Genomic DNA, 15,750 nt, shown 5'->3' with positions numbered 1-15,750 from the left:
AAAAATATTAAGTCTCATGGCGCGCGAACTTCCTCCCATGCTCTCGGTGCGCGCCTTCGAAGCGGCGGCGCGGCACGGCGGCTTTGCCAAGGCGGCCGTGGAGCTTTTCGTATCGCCGGGCGCGGTGGCGCATCAGGTGCGCCAACTCGAGGAGTGGCTCGGCGTGGAACTCTTTGCGCGGCTGCCTCGCTCCGTCGAGTTGACCGATGCCGGGCGCGCCTACCGCGCGAGCGTGGAGCAAGTTCTCGAGGACCTGGAACGCGCTTCGGCCGAACTGCGCCGGCACGCCGACGACAACGAAGTCACCGTCACGGCCATGCCCTCGTTCGTCACGCGCTGGCTGATGCCGAGGCTGGGGCAGTTCCGGGCGGCCCATCCGCAGATCGAGGTTCGCGTGCTGGCCTCAGTGCCGCCGGTGGAATTCGTGCGAGACCGGGTCGACGTGGCCATCCGGCTCGGTGCTGGACCTTACCCCGGGCTGGCGACCGAGCCGCTGCTGGACGAGCACTTCTTCCCCGTTGCGGCGCCTGCGCTGCTGGCCGAGCACGGTGCGTTCACATCACCCCGCGACCTCTTGAGCATGGTGCTTCTCCACGACGAGTTCGAGCCGCGCATTCCGGAACAGATCGACTGGGCACGATGGTTCAGGGCACAAGGCGTCCTGGTGCCCAAGCGGCTGCAGATTCCGAGGCTGCGCTTCTCGCACAGCTATCTCACCCTCGACGCCGCCACGTCGAAGCAGGGCGTGGCGATGGCTTCGGATGTGCTGGCCTCCGACGCTGTCGATCAGGGGGCGCTCGCGATGGCGTGGCGCGGCGCGGCCACCGGCCCTTACCGCTATCACCTGCTGCAGAACAAGCTGTCCTCGGCACGGCGGCGTCCGGTGCAGTGCTTCGTCGAGTGGGTGCGCGGTGCGGCGCAGGACTTCAGACGCGCAAAGCGAGGCAGCTCTGCGCGTTGGATCGCCTGATCCGAAAAGCGGACGTTCGCAGGCCTTCTGATGCGAGGCCCGAAATCCTCCAGCCCATTGCTCGGCAAGTCGGAGATTCCACACGTCGAGCAGGTTCCGCGGTCCATCAAGGCAGCGACGGTCAAAACAAAACTTGAGCTCTTCCAGTTGATGGCTTTGCGCATGAGCCACGAAGCCGAGGCTGCCGTCGCTGGCTTGCCAACATAGCTACCTCCGGCGTCGCTGGCGCCACCGGCGCGAGCTGGTTCCTTTCGGCCGATCTCGGCTTACCTGCCAGCGTGCGTCTTAATGGGCGCTTTGCGCTGAAGGGAAGGACTGCGTAGGGCGGCAGATTCAATTGATCGTTGGCAAAAAAGATGCAGCACCCCACCGGCGTCTGCTATCTAGCCGCTCCTCAGCGCACGGCAAAGATACTCCGCCAAGTGACGCTTTAGCTCGTCAGCGTGAGAAGCATCTGCTTGTCCGTTCGACAACACGGACATGCGGTTCTTTGGGCCGACATCCGTCATGGCAAGCATCACGCTTCCGGTCAGCAGGGTGTAGCGCCAAAGCCAGTCAACCCTGTTGATCCGCTTGTCTGTCATGCACAGCGCATCGATGAACTCCATCGCGAACGGGTTCAGGTACTGCTCAAAAACTCGGTGTGTCATTTCGCTTGGATCCAACCTGTGCTGAAGGATGAATCGCGCGAGCAAAGCGCCGTGGAGTCCAGGCTCGAAATAGGGCCTGATGAAGCAGTCAACAAGGTCTTCCAGCCGCAGGGACGTCCTGTTCTGACGGGAGACGTCCATGACCCTTGACAGGTCAGCAAGCCTCAGCACCGTGACTCGTTGAGCAAGGCGCATAAAAATTTCTTCAGCCAAGGCCTCCTTGGAACGGAAGTAATAGTTGACCGAAGCGACGTTCACACCTGCCTCTGTGGTGATGTCGCGAGTCGAGGTCTTGTCCACCCCCTGCCGCGCGAAGAGCAGTTCTGCGGCGACAAGGATGCGCTCACGCGCCTCGCCTGCGCTTTGGCCTGCTGTACCTGTAGTTCGAGTCCTCATCACCGCCATTTTAAATGGTTGTTTGAAACACCCGGCCCGGGTTTGCACGGGGACCAGCGGCACAAGGCCTTGCTACATTAAACACTTGTTTCATACAAATGATTGGAGCGCCCGAATGAAGATCGATTGGGATGTCGAGATCGCCACCAGTGATGGGTCGGTCGTCCGCGCCGACATCTTTCGTCCTGATGGCGAAGGCCCGTTCCCCGTATTGATGTCATGCGGCCCTTACGCCAAGGGTTTGCACTTTAGCGAAGGCTTCCCGATGCAGTGGAAGGGCCTGACCTCCGACTATCCCGAGGTCTTACGTGGCAGCACAGGTCGCTATGCGAACTGGGAGACTGTCGACCCCGAGCGATGGGTGCCCTTCGGCTATGTCTGCGTCCGCGTAGATTCGCGTGGAGCCGGCCGTTCGCCCGGCTTCATCGACTGCTGGTCGCCCCGTGAGATCGACGACTTCTGCGAATGCATCGAATGGGCTGCCGCGCAACCCTGGAGCAACGGGAAGATCGGCCTGGCGGGTGTCTCGTACTACGCCAGCACGCAGTGGCAGGTGGCCGCCAGGCGACCCAAGCATCTGGCGGCCATCTGCCCGTTCGAGGGGTACACCAACATCTACCGCGACGCATGCCGGCACGGAGGAATACTCAACACCTTCCTGATGAACTGGTATCCGAATCAGATAGCAAACGTCCAGAACGGCCTGGGCTCGCGCGCCCGCGTCAATCCAAACACCGGGGTCTCGATCGCTGGGCCTGACGAACTGAGCGAAGATGAGTTGCGCGCCAACCGTAGGGATATCCCAGGCAAATTGCTGTCGGCGGAACTCATAGACGACAGCTACTACAAAGAACGCACTCCGGATCTGGCGGCGATCGAGGTGCCGGTGCTTTCTTGCGGGAACTGGGGCGGCCACGGTGTCCACCTGCGTGGCAACATTCAGGGATGGCTGGGCGCCGGGTCCAAGCAGAAGTGGATGGAGTTCCACGGTCGTGAGCATTGGACCGAGTTCTACACGGATTACGGCGTCGCCCTCCAGAAGCGGTTCTTCGATTATTTCCTGAAAGGCGAAGATAACGGTTGGGACGAAAAGGCGCCGATCAGCATGCTGGTGCGGCACGTCGATAGTTTCGTCCAAAGGGCGGAGCAGGAGTGGCCATTGGCCCGGACGCTGTGGACACGAAACTATCTGGACGCTACCGCGTCCCGCCTGACGAGCGAGCCCTCTGGCGTAGATGCGCAAGCGCGATTCGACGGCTTGGACGGCAAGGCAAGTTTCAGCACCGCTCCCTTTGAGCAAGAGACGGAAGTGACGGGTCCGATTGCGGCCACCCTCCACGTATCGACAACGGCAAAGGACGCCGATCTGTTCTTGACGGTCCGCGCCTACGACACGGCCGGCAAGGAGCATCTCATCGTCGCGGCCTCCGAGTTCAATGCGCCGATGGCGCAGGGGTGGCTACGTGCCTCCCACCGCAAGCTGGATCTCGTGAAGTCGCAACCGTGGCAGCCCGTGCTCGCCCATGACGAACTCCAGTTTCTCGAACCCGGGGTGATCTATGAACTGCAGGTCGAAATCTGGCCGATGTCGTTCGTGTTCCCCCAGGGCTGGCGACTGGTGCTGACAGTTGGCAGCACGGACTTCCAGCATGACCTCCCGGGGCCGTGGCCCGAAATCTACGGAAAGCCCCTGCGGGGCTCTTCCGTTCTCCTGCACGACCATCCCGAGGACCGGACCCCGGAGCGCTTCGGAGGGGAAATCACGATCCACACCGGCGGCGCACATCCATCGTTTCTGCTGCTACCTGTCGTGCCCGCAAAACCGTAAAGGAATTTCCATGGCCATCCAACGCCGCGCGATCATTGCCCGCGCAGCCGCCGCATGCGCGGTTGCAACCCTTCAACCTTGGCAGGCCGCATCTGCAGAACAGGCGTGGCCATCGCGCACCATCAAGTTGGTGAACATGGGGCCGCCCGGCACGGCGCCCGATACCTACAGCCGCATCTACGCGGAGAGACTTTCTACGGCCCTGAACGTACCGGTGATCATCGAGAACCGTCCAGGCGTGGCCGGAAATATCGCATCCGATGTCGTGGCCAAGGCTCCCGCGGACGGCTACACCCTCCTGTACACCGTATCGAGTTCGTTCACTGTCAATCCCTGGATCTATTCCAGGCTCAACTTCGACCCCGAGAAAGACCTTCGGCCCGTTTCGCCGCTGCTGTCGCAGGGCGCCTTCATCGTCGCCAACAACGACATGCCGTTCAAGACAGTGAAGGAGCTCGTTGATTACGCCGCCGCACACCCGGACAAACTGGCCTATGGCACCAACGGCGTGGGCAGCTTCCTGCACCTGATCATGGAGTTCTTCAACCAGAGCGCGCACGTGCAGATGTTGCACGTGCCGTACAAAGGCCCTCCGATGACCGACGTCGTGGGGGGTCAGATCCCGCTGTGTGTCGAGCCCGCTGCTTCGGCCATTCCCATGATCAACTCGGGGAAGGTACGCGCGATTGCCTACAGCGGCAGCCATCGCCACGCGCAGCTCCCCCACGTGCCGACCATTTCAGAAACATATCCAGCCGTTGCCGTTGTGGGCTGGCATGGCCTTTGGGCGCCAGCGGGCGTACCAAACGAAGTGGTTCAGAGGCTCAACGCAACGATCACGCGCATCACGCAGACCCCCGACTTGCAGAAGCGGCTCGCGGAGACGGGCAGCGAGCCCATGAGTGCCAGCGTCGATGCCATGACGACCCTGTTGCACCAGGAGAAGCGCACGTGGGGCGACTTGGTCAGGGCCCGAAAAATCACCGTCAACTGATCCTCGAAAGACGCCATGCGCCGCAGCTTCATCGACCTGTCCATCTACCTGGAGAACGATGTCCTGAGTGATCCCCCGTATTTGCGCCGCACATCGACTACGTGACGCACGAGGACTCGCCGGAGCAGATCGCCGCCTTCTTCCCGGGCCTTCGCAAGGGCGATTTGCCTGATGGCGAAGGCTGAGCGGCAGAAACTGACCGACTGCCGACGCACAACGGCAGACATCTAAACGCGCCGCATCAATTCCACAGCACCATGAACAATGCGCTTGGCAACGCGGAGCGCTCCACGGCCGCGGGCGAGGTCGCGCTGGAGTGGCGCTTTCTGCCCGGCGTGAAGCTGGACCTTCGGCGCTCGCCCGGACGATTCGCTCGCAACCGGACGCCGCGTGGACAACTTGTCCGTCAGCGCGCGGAATCGTCAGGAGGCGCGTCATCATCCTTGTAAAAGACATCCCGGCAGACCATCACCAACGCGCAGATGCCTACGAGCACCAATCCGCCGAGTATAAAAAATTCAATGTCTTCCATTCTGCGCAACCATCGGTGATACCGAAGCACATCGGGTTAGGACTTGGCCTTGTGATTCTGTGGGAGGGCCACAGCTCTCCACGGCGGAACTGCCCGACCTACGAGCACGTGAGTACACAGCCATCGCTTTTCAATTGAAGTGGCCGTCAGCAATGCACTTACGACATACGTTCTGAAAGTGGAGGGGCCCGGAATGCCGGTCGATGTCTCAGCTGCGCGCGGTAAGCAGTCGTCGCCAGGGAGGAGCCGAGACTCTAGGCTCTCAATTTCTGAAGAAATACCGCCGCGATCATGGCGGCTGCTCGAGCGTCTTCGACGATGTCTTCCAAGCGCACCCGAGACCCGTTCTCACGGCGAAGATCGAGGGTGTACCGCAAAACGAGATCTCTGTCGGTCCTGAAAGACGGACTGTTTTCCAGAAGCCAGTGATTCACTTCCGAACGCGATGCAAGACGGAACAATGCACTTACCGGGTAAGCAGAGCGGGATTTCCCACCTGTCTGGAGATGTAGGTTGAATCGACAAGGGACCGTGCTCTGCTCCGCAGACAAGCGTGACGACCATGCGGTCCTATGCTCACTCGTGATACCAATTGGCCGGTCTGGCCACCCGGAGCTGCTTGTATGCATGGATGTGAGCTAGCTACGTTTAATGCAAATGAGACAGAATGCCCGAGAGCTGACTATAAATTTGGAAGGCGGGGCTTGGATCGGACACAGCGCTGTTTCTTGCTTCACTTGTGATCCAGAACACACATCCGAATCGGCGCTGTAGGTCCTGGTCGCGAAGTTCGATGGATGAACGGGGGTGCCGTAGAGTTGGACTTTGAAACCAGCGGAGGCGTATCGCCTGGCAGAGGCTGTCGATAGGCCAGCTGCATGGGATGGATCCGCGATCAGACGCCCTTGTGAGTCCCATGAAGCTCAGGCTTCTGTCGCGTTGTGGTCCATTCCGGTCGGCAAGGGCAGAACCTTGAATGGATTGAGCAAGTTTCCCGGGTCCAGGGCTCGCTTGATCTGCCACATCAACGCTAACTCTACCGGCGTCTTGCAGTGCAGGAGGTCGTCGCGCTTGGCGACGCCGATGCCGTGTTCGGCCGAGATCGAACCGTTCTGCCGGTGCGCCAGTCCGTCCACTGCTTGCGAGACCTGCGTGTAGTGGGCGGCAAGGAATTCCGCGGCAGGGGTGCTCTTCGGCCGCAATGGATTGAAGTGCACGTTGCCGTCGCCCATGTGCCCATAGATCACCATGCGCGCATCGGGTGCCAGCGAAAGCACCTGCGCCGATGCCTCGGCGATGAAGTCGGCTATCTTCGACAGCGGAATGGAGATGTCGCACTTGATGCTGCCTCCCTCGCGGGTCTGGGCGTCCGAAATCTCCTCGCGCAGCAGCCAGAAGGCGCGCGCGTCGGCCATGCTGGCGGCCACCGCGGCATCGACGATCAGGCCGCTTTCCATGCCTTGCTCGAGGATCGCCATCAATGTGGCGTCCAGGCCTTCGGCATCGCCGCCCGAGGTCAGTTCGATCAGCACCATCCAGTTGTGCGCGTCGGGTAGCGGAGCACTTTGCTGCGGCATCGACGCCAGTACCAGCGACAACGCCGGGCCCGAGATCAGCTCGAAGGCCGTGACGGCCTGTCCCGCGGTGCGTTTGGCCTGCGTCAACAGCTGCACGGCCGCATGCGGGTCTTTCACGGCAACCCAGGCCACGGCGGCCGCACTTGGCAACGGCATCAACTTGAGAACGGCCGCGGTGATGATGCCCAGCGTGCCTTCGGAGCCAATGAAAAGCTGCTTCAGGTCGTAGCCTGTGTTGTCCTTGCGCAAGCCGCGCAGCGACGAGTAGATGCGCCCATCGGGCAGCACGGCCTCGATGCCGAGCGTGAGGTCGCGCATGTTGCCGTAGCGCAGCACGGCTGTGCCGCCCGCGTTGGTCGAGAGATTGCCGCCGATCTGGCACGAGCCTTCGGAGCCGATGCGAAGGGGGAAAAGGCGCCCGGCCGTCTCGGCCGCGGCCCGTGCGGCCTGCAGCGTCACGCCGGCCTGCAGGGTCATGGTGTCGTTGACTGCATCAATCTCCAGCACCTGGTTCATGCGCCGCAGATTGAGCACCACGGCGTCGCCGGCCGCGTTGGGCACGGCGCCTCCCATGAGCGAGGTGTTTCCGCCCTGCGGCACCACAGGCACACCGTGCTTCGTGCACAGCGCGAGCACCTCGCTGACCTGTTGCGTGCAGGAGGGCAGCACGACGGCCAGCGCCTTGCCGTGATACAGCTTGCGGTAGTCGGTGGTGAAGGGTTGCATGTCGGCCGCCGCGTCCAGGCAGGCCTTGTCGCCAACAATGGCGCGCAGGCCATCGATCACGGCGGTATCGGTGTCGGCCATGGCTCAGTACGCCCCGCGTGTTTCGGGCGACGGGGATGCTGCGGCAGCCGGTGCACCGAGGAAGTCGGCCGCCAGCTTGCGTGCGGCATTGGCGTAGAGCAGAACGTCCACGCCGACGGCAACGAAGGTGCAGCCGATCTCGAGGTAGCGTCGCGCCAGCGTGGGATCCGAAGTAAGTGTTCCGGCCGCCTTTCCGGAGGCCACGATGGTCCTCATTGCCCCTTCGATGGCCGCTTGCACCTCGGGGTGCCCTGGCCGTCCCCGATGGCCCATGGAAGCAGCGAGATCGGCCGGGCCGATGAAGACGCCATGCACGCCTTCGACGGCGCAGATCGCATCGAGATTGCCCAACGCCTGGACCGTCTCGGCCTGCACCAGCAGGCAGACTTCGTCGTCGGCCGCATCGAGGTAGTCGGCGCGCGCGCTCCATTGGGATGCCCGTCCCACGGCGCTGCCCACGCCCCGGATGCCGAGCGGCGGATAGCGCATCGCCGACACCAAGTTGCGCGCCTGTTCGGCGGTGTCGACCATCGGCACCAACAGGGTCTTGGCGCCGATGTCGAGCAGTTGCTTGATCAGCGCCGTGTCACCTTGCACCGCGCGCACCACGGGCTGCGTCCGGTGGGGTGCCACGGCCTGCAGTGCGGCCAGCGTGGAGCGCAGGTCATTGGGGGCGTGTTCGCCGTCGATCAGAAGCCAATCGAAACCGGTGCCTGCACTGACTTCCGCCAGATACGGATCGGCCATCGAGAGCCAGAGACCGACTTGCGGCTGGCGAGCGGCCAGTGCAGCCTTGAAGGGGTTGTGAGCGGGCATGGGGTTGTGTGGGAGTCGCGGTGATTGGATACCTGAGGTCAGTCGAGCTGCCCCTGGCACACGTACTTGGTGTGAAGGTAGTCCTCCAGGCCGTGCACCGAGCCTTCACGGCCGTAGCCCGAGTCCTTCACGCCGCCGAACGGCGCGGCCTCGGCGGCCAGTGCGCCCTCGTTGACGCCGACGATGCCCGTCTCCAGTGCATCGGCCACGCGCCAGATGCGGCTGGCATTGCGCGAATAGAAATACGCGGCCAGACCGAAGGGAGTGTCATTGGCTTGCGCGATCACCTCGGCCTCGTCGGCAAAGGTGGTCAGCGGCGCGACCGGGCCGAAGGTCTCTTCGCAGGCACAAGCCATGGTGGCATCGGCGCCGGCGAGGACGGTAGGGGCAAAGTAGTTGGGACCGAGCGCGGGCAGCCGTGTGCCGCCAGTGAGCACACGCGCGCCGCGCGCCACCGCGTCCTGCACGTGACGCTCGATCTTCTCGACCGCGCGCGCATTGATCATCGGACCGATCTGCGAAGCGGCATCGCTGGCCGGGCCGACATGAAGCGCCGCGACGCGGGCCACGAGCAACGCGGCGAAGCGCTCGTGCACAGCCTCGTGCACGAACACGCGGTTCGGGCACACGCAGGTCTGGCCGCCGTTGCGGAACTTGGCGATCATCAGGCCATCCACCGCCGCTTCGATGTCTGCATCTTCGAACACGATGAACGGCGCATTGCCGCCGAGCTCGAGCGAAAGCTTCTTGAGCGTATCGGCCGAGCGGCGCGCCAGGTGCTTGCCGACGGGAGTCGATCCGGTGAAGGTAATCTTGCGCACGCGCGCGTCGTCGAGCCAGGCATCGACCACCTGCGGCGTTCGTTCACGCGACGCGGTCACGATGTTGAGCACACCAGGCGGCACGCCGGCCTCGGCGGCCAGTGCCACCAGCGCCAGCGAGGTCAAGGGCGTGTCTTCGGCGGGTTTGCAGACCACGGTGCAGCCCGCGGCGAGTGCCGGTGCGATCTTGCGCGCGATCATCGCAGCCGGAAAGTTCCACGGCGTGACGGCAGCGACCACGCCCACCGGCTCCCTGAGCGCGAACATGCGCCGTCCGGGCACCGGTGCCGGAATCACGTCACCATTGGCGCGTGTGGCCTCCTCGGCAAACCATTCGATGTAGCTGGCCGCGTAGGCGACCTCGCCACGGCCTTCGGCCAACGGCTTGCCCTGCTCGCGGGAGATGAGGCGCCCCAGGTCTTCCTGGTGCGCCAGCACGAGATCATTCCAGCGCTTGAGGATTTGCGCGCGCTGCTTGGCCGGCGTCTTGCGCCAGGCCGGAAACGTGGCGTGCGCTGCGTCGACGGCGGCGCGTGCGTGCGCTGCATCCGAGTCAGGCACCTGCGCGATCAGCGCACCGGTGGCGGGATCGGTCACGTCGAGCGCGTGGCCGGGGGCAGGACGCAGCCATTCGCCGGCGATGTAGTTCGCCGTGCGCTGCAACTCGGGGCGCGAAAGGGTCAGGGGCATGGGGACAGACGTGAAGGGGAGAAAAGAAAACGGTCAGCTCACGATGCCCAGGTGCCACGGCACGAACTCGTGGTCGCCCAGGCCCAGCGCCTCGCTCTTGGTCGGCTCGCCCGATGCGTGGCGCAGGATCTGTTCGAAGATCTGCTGACCAAGTTCGGGCACGGAGAGTTCTCCGTCGATCACCACGCCGCAGTTGATGTCCATGTCTTCCTCGAGGCGACGGAACATCGGCGTGTTGCTTGCGAGCTTGATCGTCGGCGCGGGCTTGCTGCCGAACATCGAGCCGCGACCGGTGGTGAAGCAAATCAGCTGCGCGCCGCTGGCGATCTGCCCCGTCGCGGCCACCGGGTCGTAGCCCGGCGAGTCCATGAAGACGAAACCCGCCTCGTCGATGGGCTCCGCGTACTCGTACACCGCGCGCAACGGCGTGGTGCCGCCCTTCATCGCAGAGCCCAGCGATTTCTCGAAGATGTTGGCCAGCCCGCCGGCCTGGTTGCCATGCCCCACCACGCCGTTGAACTGCGCGTTCTGGCCTGCCGCGTAGCGCTCCCACCAGGCCAGGCGGTCAAGCAGCTTCTGTCCGACCTCTGGCGTGGCGGCGCGGCGCGTGAGCATGAATTCCACGCCGTGGATCTCGGGTGTTTCCGACAGGATGGCGGTGCCGCCATGGCGCACCAGCACGTCCATCGCCGCGCCGAGCGCGGGGTTGGCCGTGATGGCCGAGAAACCGTCGGAGCCGCCGCATTCGAGCCCGATCTTCAGATGGTGCGCGCTGACGCGTGTGCGCCGTGCCGCGTTGGCGTCGGGCAGCATCTCTTCGATGGCGCGAATGCCCGCCTCGATGGTCTGGCGCGTGCCGCCCATCTCCTGCATCACCAGCGTGCGCATCAGGCGGCCTGCTTCGAGTCCTTGCGAATCGACCAGTGCATCGACCTGGTTGCGCTCGCAGCCCAGGCCCACGATCAGCACGCCGGCCAGGTTTGGGTGGCGCGCATAGCCCGCCAACGTGCGGCGCAGCACGTCGAAATGCTCGCTGGGCGACGACATGCCGCAACCGCTGGTCTGCGCGAAGGCGGCCACGCCGTCCACGTTGGGAAAGGCCGCCATGCGCTCGGGCGTGAAGTGCGCGGCGATGCGCTTGATGACTGTGGCCGAGCAGTTCACCGACGACAGGATGCCGATGAAGTTGCGCGTGCCGATGCCCCCGCCGGGTCGTTCGAACCCCATGAAGGTCGCGCGCTCGGTGACGGGCACGAAGTCCACCGGGCGCACGTCCTGGCAGAAGGCCGGATCGCGGTAGCTGTCGACCAGCGTGAGATTGTGGCTGTGCACGTAGTCGCCGGCCTGCAGGTCGCGCGAGGCCACGCCGATCACCGTGTCGTACTTCTTCACCTCCTCGCCGGCCGCGATGGCACGCGACGCGATCTTGTGGCCCGCGGGGATCTGGGCTCTGGCGCGCACGCCGAACTCGGCGATCGCCTCGCCCAGGGCGATAGCGCTCTTGGCGACCAGCACGTTGTCGTTCGGATGCAGGCGAAGCAGGGGGCTGTCGTTCATGAGAGATGCGCAAGTGCGCGGAGGCTGCAAGCGGATGGGGAGAGGGAGAAGGAGGGCGTGGGCATCAGCCCTTCGCCATCAGCTCCTTGAGGTTGAGTTTGCGGATCAGCTCAGTCTCCTGCCCGTACACGGTCTGGACGTACTTCTGGTAATCGGGCCCGTCCTGGTACATCACAGGTGCGTCGATGCTTTCCGCCACCTTGCGGAATTCTTCGCTGTTGACGGCTGTGCGAAACGCATCGCGCAGCCGTTTCTCGATGGCCGACGGCAGGCCCTTGGGCGCACCGATGCCGTTGGGCGCTTCCACCACCACGTCGAAGCCGAGTTCCTTCAGCGTGGGCGTGTCCTTGAAGCGCGGCGTGCGCGTTTCGCCCCAGGTGGCGAGCAGGCGCAGCTTGCCGCCTTCCACATGCGGAGCCCACGAGCTGCTGTCGGCCAGCAGGTCGACCTGCTCGCCCAGCACGTCCTGCAGCGCCGCAGACCCGCCTTTGTAGGCGATGGCGTTGAACCTCACGCCGGCAGCCTGTGCGAACTGTTCCATGCCCACGTGCGTGGCGCCGCCGATGCCGGCGTGTGCGTAGGTGACGGTGCCGGGCTGGGCCTTGGCTTGCGCCACCACATCGCGCAGCGACTTGAACGGCGAGCGTGCGGGCACCGCGATGCCGAAGGTCTGGCCCGACGTGCGGGCCAGGTAAGTGAGGTCTTTGAGCGGATCGAGCTGGACGGTGCCGATCTGCGAGAAGCGGGTGACCGAGATTGGGATCTGTCCGATGGTGTAGCCATCGGGCCGTGCGGAGGCCAGGGCCTTGGTGCCGATCATGCCGGACGCACCGGCGCGGTTCTCCAGGGCAATGGGCTGCCCCAGTTCGCGTGCAGCGATCTGGCAGATGATGCGCATGGACCGGTCGGCCGTGCCGCCTGCAGGCCACGGGCAGATGAAGGAGAGAGGGCGTTCGGGGTAATCGGCGGCCAGCGCGCGGGCGGGGGTGGTGGCGAGCGCGGCGGCGCCGAGGCCGCCCAGCACGAGATGGCGTCGCGCCACGTTGCGAGGGGTTTTCATCGTTGTCTCCAGAAATCGTTGTTCGGCAGGCAGAGGGATTCTTCCGGAGACAATGATTGCCATCCAATGAAATAGCGGACTCTCTTCATGAGTTAGAGGTTATGAAGAGAAAAGAGCGACCCACGACTGCCACAAACGCCACGACACCATGAGCCAGATCGACCGCGTGCTTCGTTCCAACCTGAAGCTGCGCCACCTGCAGCTGCTCGTGGCGTTGGACGAATTTCGACACCTGGGGCGGGTCGCGGAGTTCCTCTCGATCACGCAGCCGGCGGTTTCCAAGATGCTGGTGGAGATCGAGAAGATGTTCGAACTGCAGCTGTTCACGCGATCCACCCGTGGCACCGAGCCGACGTCATATGGCGTCACCGTGGTGCGCTTCGCCCGCTCCGTGCTGGCCGACTACCAGCGCACGCGCGACGAGATCGACGCGGTCGCCAGCGGTGGCGTTGGCAGAACCAGCGTGGGCGCCATGGTGGTGGCAACACCCAGTTTGCTCATGCCTGCCATCCAGCGAGTCAAGGAGCGGTCAGCGCTGACCACTGTCATGGTGGAGGAGGGCGACCTGACCAGGCTGCTGCCACGCCTTCGCGTGGGGGAGCTCGACTTGATCGTCGGTCGGCTGGAGCCGGGCTATGCCTCACCGGACCTCGAGACGGAAGCCCTCTACACAGAGCCGATGTGCATCGTGGTGAGCCCGGCGCATCCGTTGGCGCGGGCGCCAAGGCTGAGTTGGGCGATGCTCGCCCAGATGCCATGGGTGGTGCCGCCGCCGTGGGCATCATCGCGATCGAAGCTCGCCCAGATGTTCTACAAGCACCGCCTCGCGCCGCCGACGGACATCGTTGAGACCGCTTCGTTCTTGGTCACGCTATCTAGCATGCATCAGCGACCTGCCATTGGATTCCTGGCGTATAGCGTCGCAGAGCATTTTTCGCGACAGGGAGTGCTCTGCATCTTGAAGATCAAGGTGCCGATCGAGCTTCCGCCAGTGGGCATCATCACCTTGCGGGGTCGCGCGAAAACGCTTGCCAGCCAGATGCTGATGGACTGTTTGCGAGAGACGGCGACATTGCGCTAGGGGCCTTGCTCTATCCGTGCGCCAAGCCTGGACTTGCTGGTCGAGACGGGCATTGGCTTCCTTGTTCACGCTGCTCCAGACCTTTTGCTTCGGATCAGGGCATTGCGGCAACGGCCGTTCCTTGTCGCGGTCGATGCCCCCGCAGCCCTTGGGTGGTCAAGGGCTTGAGCGCTTCCCTAAGCGGAGTCCGCAAGCCGCGATCCGTTCGCACAGCATGGGCTCGTCGAGCAGTGCGCCCGGCGGCAGACAACTCGAAGTATCTCGGCCCGCACAGCTGCGGCGACCTCCGTATGCAGCGGCAAGTGTCTGCGCGACATGACCGGTTGCCGACCTGGGTCACGGGGCCGGGAACGCGCTCGCTAGGTGCGGAAATCAACACTCAAGAAAAAGGCCGCCCTTACTGCACCGGCGTTGTTCCTCGTGTTTTCACGAGTTCGGCGCAATCGTGATCAAGGGAAGCATCAAGGCCGAGTAGGCAACTCCCGACGATGACCAACCTGTTGCCCTCACGCTGGGTTTGCGTCGCCTGGCCGTGTACGCTGCTGCACCAAGATGGCTAAGCCGGACGCATACAGCTCCGCAACTTAGGGCTCAATCGAGCCTGTAAAACAGTCGAAGAATCCACGACATCTGATACGCCAGCATGCCGACCACGAATATTTTGTGAAAGAGCCTGTTTGGCGTCACGCAGCCTGCAACGCAAAGCGCGACGAGAATGGGCGTACGGATCAAGTATTCGAAAGCGAACTTCTGGAAGTGCGCCTCTCCCTTGATGAAGGTATCGACGACGTCCAGCAAGAAAGTTGCGGCCAGCAAGCCGAAGAACCATTCGCGGCGCGCATAGAAATAGTCTTCATAGCTCTCGTAGTCTCGCAAGCTGTCCGGAAACAGCAGCGCACACAGCAAAAAGAGCGTCACGGCGTAGCCGACGATGAAGGCATAGGTCCCGAAGGTCCAAGCTTGGATCTGGAAGAGACCGAATTCCCACCACCAAAAGTGCACGATGGCCAACAAGACAGACGCCACCCAGCCAAGGTGGACCACGTAGAGCCGATATTGACTAGGGTGCTGCACGATACGAGCGAGGCCCAAAAGCAGCCGTGTAAGGCCAAGGCCGATGACCATGCCCATGACCACCCGAATGTGCGGAAAGATGTCGTGAGCGGAGATAACTTGTTGCTGCATGCGGAGTTGACGAGCAGTTGGCTACACGAGGAACATGTTCTGGCTGATGGGGCTGCCTGTCATGCTGCCAGCACCTACTTGGACGGTAAGCCCGGACAACGCGGCAAACACAAGATTACCGCAGCTCAGCGAGGCCGCGTCCCAAGCATGCCCGGCCTGAATGCAAATGTCGCTCGCTGTCTGGCGCTAAGAAGTGCTTGTTTGGCTGCGATCTTGTCAGCCTGAAGGTCAGGGACGTCTGCCACGGGGAGCAGGTTGCGCCACGGGCGACGGCGATGCAGCAGAAGACCCAGCGTCCCGGTGCAGTTCGAACTCACGCCCGGAACCTGCGACGCCGTGCAGGCGTGGATCCAGCGCACTGGCCTGCGATCAGACGATCTCCTGTTCCCGAGCAGAATGCACGGCTCGCCGCACCTCGGCACCCGGCAGTGCGCCCGAATTCTGGGTGGCCGGTCAGAGAGCTTGGATTAGATCCTGCCGACTACGGTACGCACTCGATGCGACGGACGAAGGCGACGCTGATCTACCGGCGGACGAGAACCTCCGCGCGGTGCAGTTGCTGCTCGGGCCGCAGTTGTCGCCCAGGGAGTGTTGTGCCGAAGGAGGAAGGCGGATCATTGCAAGAATAAGTAAGTTGCCAACGTCCATGACGTGGTCGAGAATGCGCCGCGACGCGTCAACGTATATCGCCGCGCAAGCCATGCGCACACCGGGAGGAGACGCAATGAAAGCAAGTAGGCCCGAAGTAGCAGCACGGGCACCCACGCCAGTGGACACGAAGTCTTT

The 15,750-nt window shown here is 63.5% G+C and carries 11 protein-coding genes and 2 pseudogenes; 6 read left to right on the top strand and 7 right to left on the bottom strand.

The features are described 5' to 3' along the window. The first annotated feature begins 16 nt into the window (after nucleotides 1-16). Nucleotides 17-970: a transcriptional regulator GcvA gene (gene gcvA / locus M2282_RS00120; RefSeq protein ID WP_280806789.1), complete on the top strand. Its 954-nt coding sequence runs from the start codon at nucleotides 17-19 to the stop codon at nucleotides 968-970. Nucleotides 971-1,353: 383 nt separating this feature from the next. Here the strand turns inward: gcvA and M2282_RS00115 are convergent, their stop codons facing one another. Then, nucleotides 1,354-2,016, bottom strand: coding sequence for a TetR/AcrR family transcriptional regulator (locus tag M2282_RS00115; protein ID WP_280806788.1), 663 nt, complete (start codon nucleotides 2,014-2,016; stop codon nucleotides 1,354-1,356). Between the two features lie 115 nt (nucleotides 2,017-2,131). Between M2282_RS00115 and M2282_RS00110 the strand changes: the two genes are divergently transcribed. The 3 genes and pseudogenes from M2282_RS00110 to M2282_RS00100 all read left to right on the top strand — a co-directional run. Next, a complete protein-coding gene (locus tag M2282_RS00110) occupies nucleotides 2,132-3,844 on the top strand; it encodes a CocE/NonD family hydrolase (protein WP_280806787.1) in 1,713 nt (570 codons plus the stop codon). Between the two features lie 10 nt (nucleotides 3,845-3,854). Continuing rightward, a complete protein-coding gene (locus M2282_RS00105) occupies nucleotides 3,855-4,838 on the top strand; it encodes a Bug family tripartite tricarboxylate transporter substrate binding protein (RefSeq protein ID WP_280806786.1) in 984 nt (327 codons plus the stop codon). 15 nt (nucleotides 4,839-4,853) lie between these two features. Beyond that, nucleotides 4,854-5,191 (top strand): annotated as a pseudogene (locus tag M2282_RS00100) (cyclase family protein); the annotation flags it as partial. A 1,102-nt stretch (nucleotides 5,192-6,293) separates the two neighbouring features. On the opposite strand, the gene M2282_RS00095 reads toward M2282_RS00100, so the two are convergent. From M2282_RS00095 to M2282_RS00075, 5 genes are all read right to left on the bottom strand, one after another. Next, nucleotides 6,294-7,754 (bottom strand): FAD-binding oxidoreductase, encoded by a 1,461-nt coding sequence (locus M2282_RS00095; RefSeq protein ID WP_280806785.1) that lies wholly within the window; start codon nucleotides 7,752-7,754, stop codon nucleotides 6,294-6,296. Between the two features lie 3 nt (nucleotides 7,755-7,757). After that, complete coding sequence (hpaI, locus tag M2282_RS00090) at nucleotides 7,758-8,570, bottom strand: 4-hydroxy-2-oxoheptanedioate aldolase (protein WP_280806784.1); 813 nt, start codon at nucleotides 8,568-8,570, stop codon at nucleotides 7,758-7,760. A 38-nt stretch (nucleotides 8,571-8,608) separates the two neighbouring features. Beyond that, entirely contained in the window at nucleotides 8,609-10,081 is a 1,473-nt protein-coding gene (locus M2282_RS00085; protein ID WP_280806783.1) for an NAD-dependent succinate-semialdehyde dehydrogenase, read from the bottom strand. A 33-nt stretch (nucleotides 10,082-10,114) separates the two neighbouring features. Next, the gene (locus tag M2282_RS00080; protein WP_280806782.1) at nucleotides 10,115-11,638 is read right to left on the bottom strand and encodes a UxaA family hydrolase; all 1,524 of its coding nucleotides are present in this window, start codon (nucleotides 11,636-11,638) and stop codon (nucleotides 10,115-10,117) included. A 64-nt stretch (nucleotides 11,639-11,702) separates the two neighbouring features. Beyond that, nucleotides 11,703-12,698, bottom strand: a complete 996-nt coding sequence (locus M2282_RS00075; RefSeq protein ID WP_280806781.1) for a tripartite tricarboxylate transporter substrate binding protein — start codon at nucleotides 12,696-12,698, stop codon at nucleotides 11,703-11,705. Between the two features lie 148 nt (nucleotides 12,699-12,846). On the opposite strand from M2282_RS00075, the gene M2282_RS00070 reads away from it, so the two are divergent. Further along, on the top strand, nucleotides 12,847-13,779 hold the full coding sequence (locus M2282_RS00070; RefSeq protein ID WP_280806780.1) for a LysR substrate-binding domain-containing protein: 933 nt from the start codon (nucleotides 12,847-12,849) through the stop codon (nucleotides 13,777-13,779). Between the two features lie 591 nt (nucleotides 13,780-14,370). Here M2282_RS00070 and M2282_RS00065 read toward each other — a convergent pair. Beyond that, complete coding sequence (locus M2282_RS00065; protein WP_280806779.1) at nucleotides 14,371-14,964, bottom strand: hypothetical protein; 594 nt, start codon at nucleotides 14,962-14,964, stop codon at nucleotides 14,371-14,373. A gap of 197 nt (nucleotides 14,965-15,161) precedes the next feature. Here M2282_RS00065 and M2282_RS00060 point away from each other — a divergent pair. Continuing rightward, nucleotides 15,162-15,532, top strand: a pseudogene (locus tag M2282_RS00060) (tyrosine-type recombinase/integrase); the annotation flags it as partial. Between the last annotated feature and the right edge of the window lie 218 nt (nucleotides 15,533-15,750).

It is taken from the genome of Variovorax boronicumulans (assembly GCF_029892485.1).
GTDB lineage: Bacteria > Pseudomonadota > Gammaproteobacteria > Burkholderiales > Burkholderiaceae_C > Variovorax > Variovorax boronicumulans_B.
The sequence above is the reverse complement of the archived record's forward strand: the minus strand, read 5'-3'. Positions and strand labels throughout refer to the sequence as shown.

Coding starts and splice junctions, on each gene's coding strand:
- gcvA (WP_280806789.1), top strand. CDS start 17: ATGGCGCGCGAACTTCCTCCCATGCTCTCGGTGCGCGCCTTCGAAGCG.
- M2282_RS00115 (WP_280806788.1), bottom strand. CDS start 2,016: ATGAGGACTCGAACTACAGGTACAGCAGGCCAAAGCGCAGGCGAGGCG.
- M2282_RS00110 (WP_280806787.1), top strand. CDS start 2,132: ATGAAGATCGATTGGGATGTCGAGATCGCCACCAGTGATGGGTCGGTC.
- M2282_RS00105 (WP_280806786.1), top strand. CDS start 3,855: ATGGCCATCCAACGCCGCGCGATCATTGCCCGCGCAGCCGCCGCATGC.
- M2282_RS00095 (WP_280806785.1), bottom strand. CDS start 7,754: ATGGCCGACACCGATACCGCCGTGATCGATGGCCTGCGCGCCATTGTT.
- hpaI (WP_280806784.1), bottom strand. CDS start 8,570: ATGCCCGCTCACAACCCCTTCAAGGCTGCACTGGCCGCTCGCCAGCCG.
- M2282_RS00085 (WP_280806783.1), bottom strand. CDS start 10,081: ATGCCCCTGACCCTTTCGCGCCCCGAGTTGCAGCGCACGGCGAACTAC.
- M2282_RS00080 (WP_280806782.1), bottom strand. CDS start 11,638: ATGAACGACAGCCCCCTGCTTCGCCTGCATCCGAACGACAACGTGCTG.
- M2282_RS00075 (WP_280806781.1), bottom strand. CDS start 12,698: ATGAAAACCCCTCGCAACGTGGCGCGACGCCATCTCGTGCTGGGCGGC.
- M2282_RS00070 (WP_280806780.1), top strand. CDS start 12,847: ATGAGCCAGATCGACCGCGTGCTTCGTTCCAACCTGAAGCTGCGCCAC.
- M2282_RS00065 (WP_280806779.1), bottom strand. CDS start 14,964: ATGCAGCAACAAGTTATCTCCGCTCACGACATCTTTCCGCACATTCGG.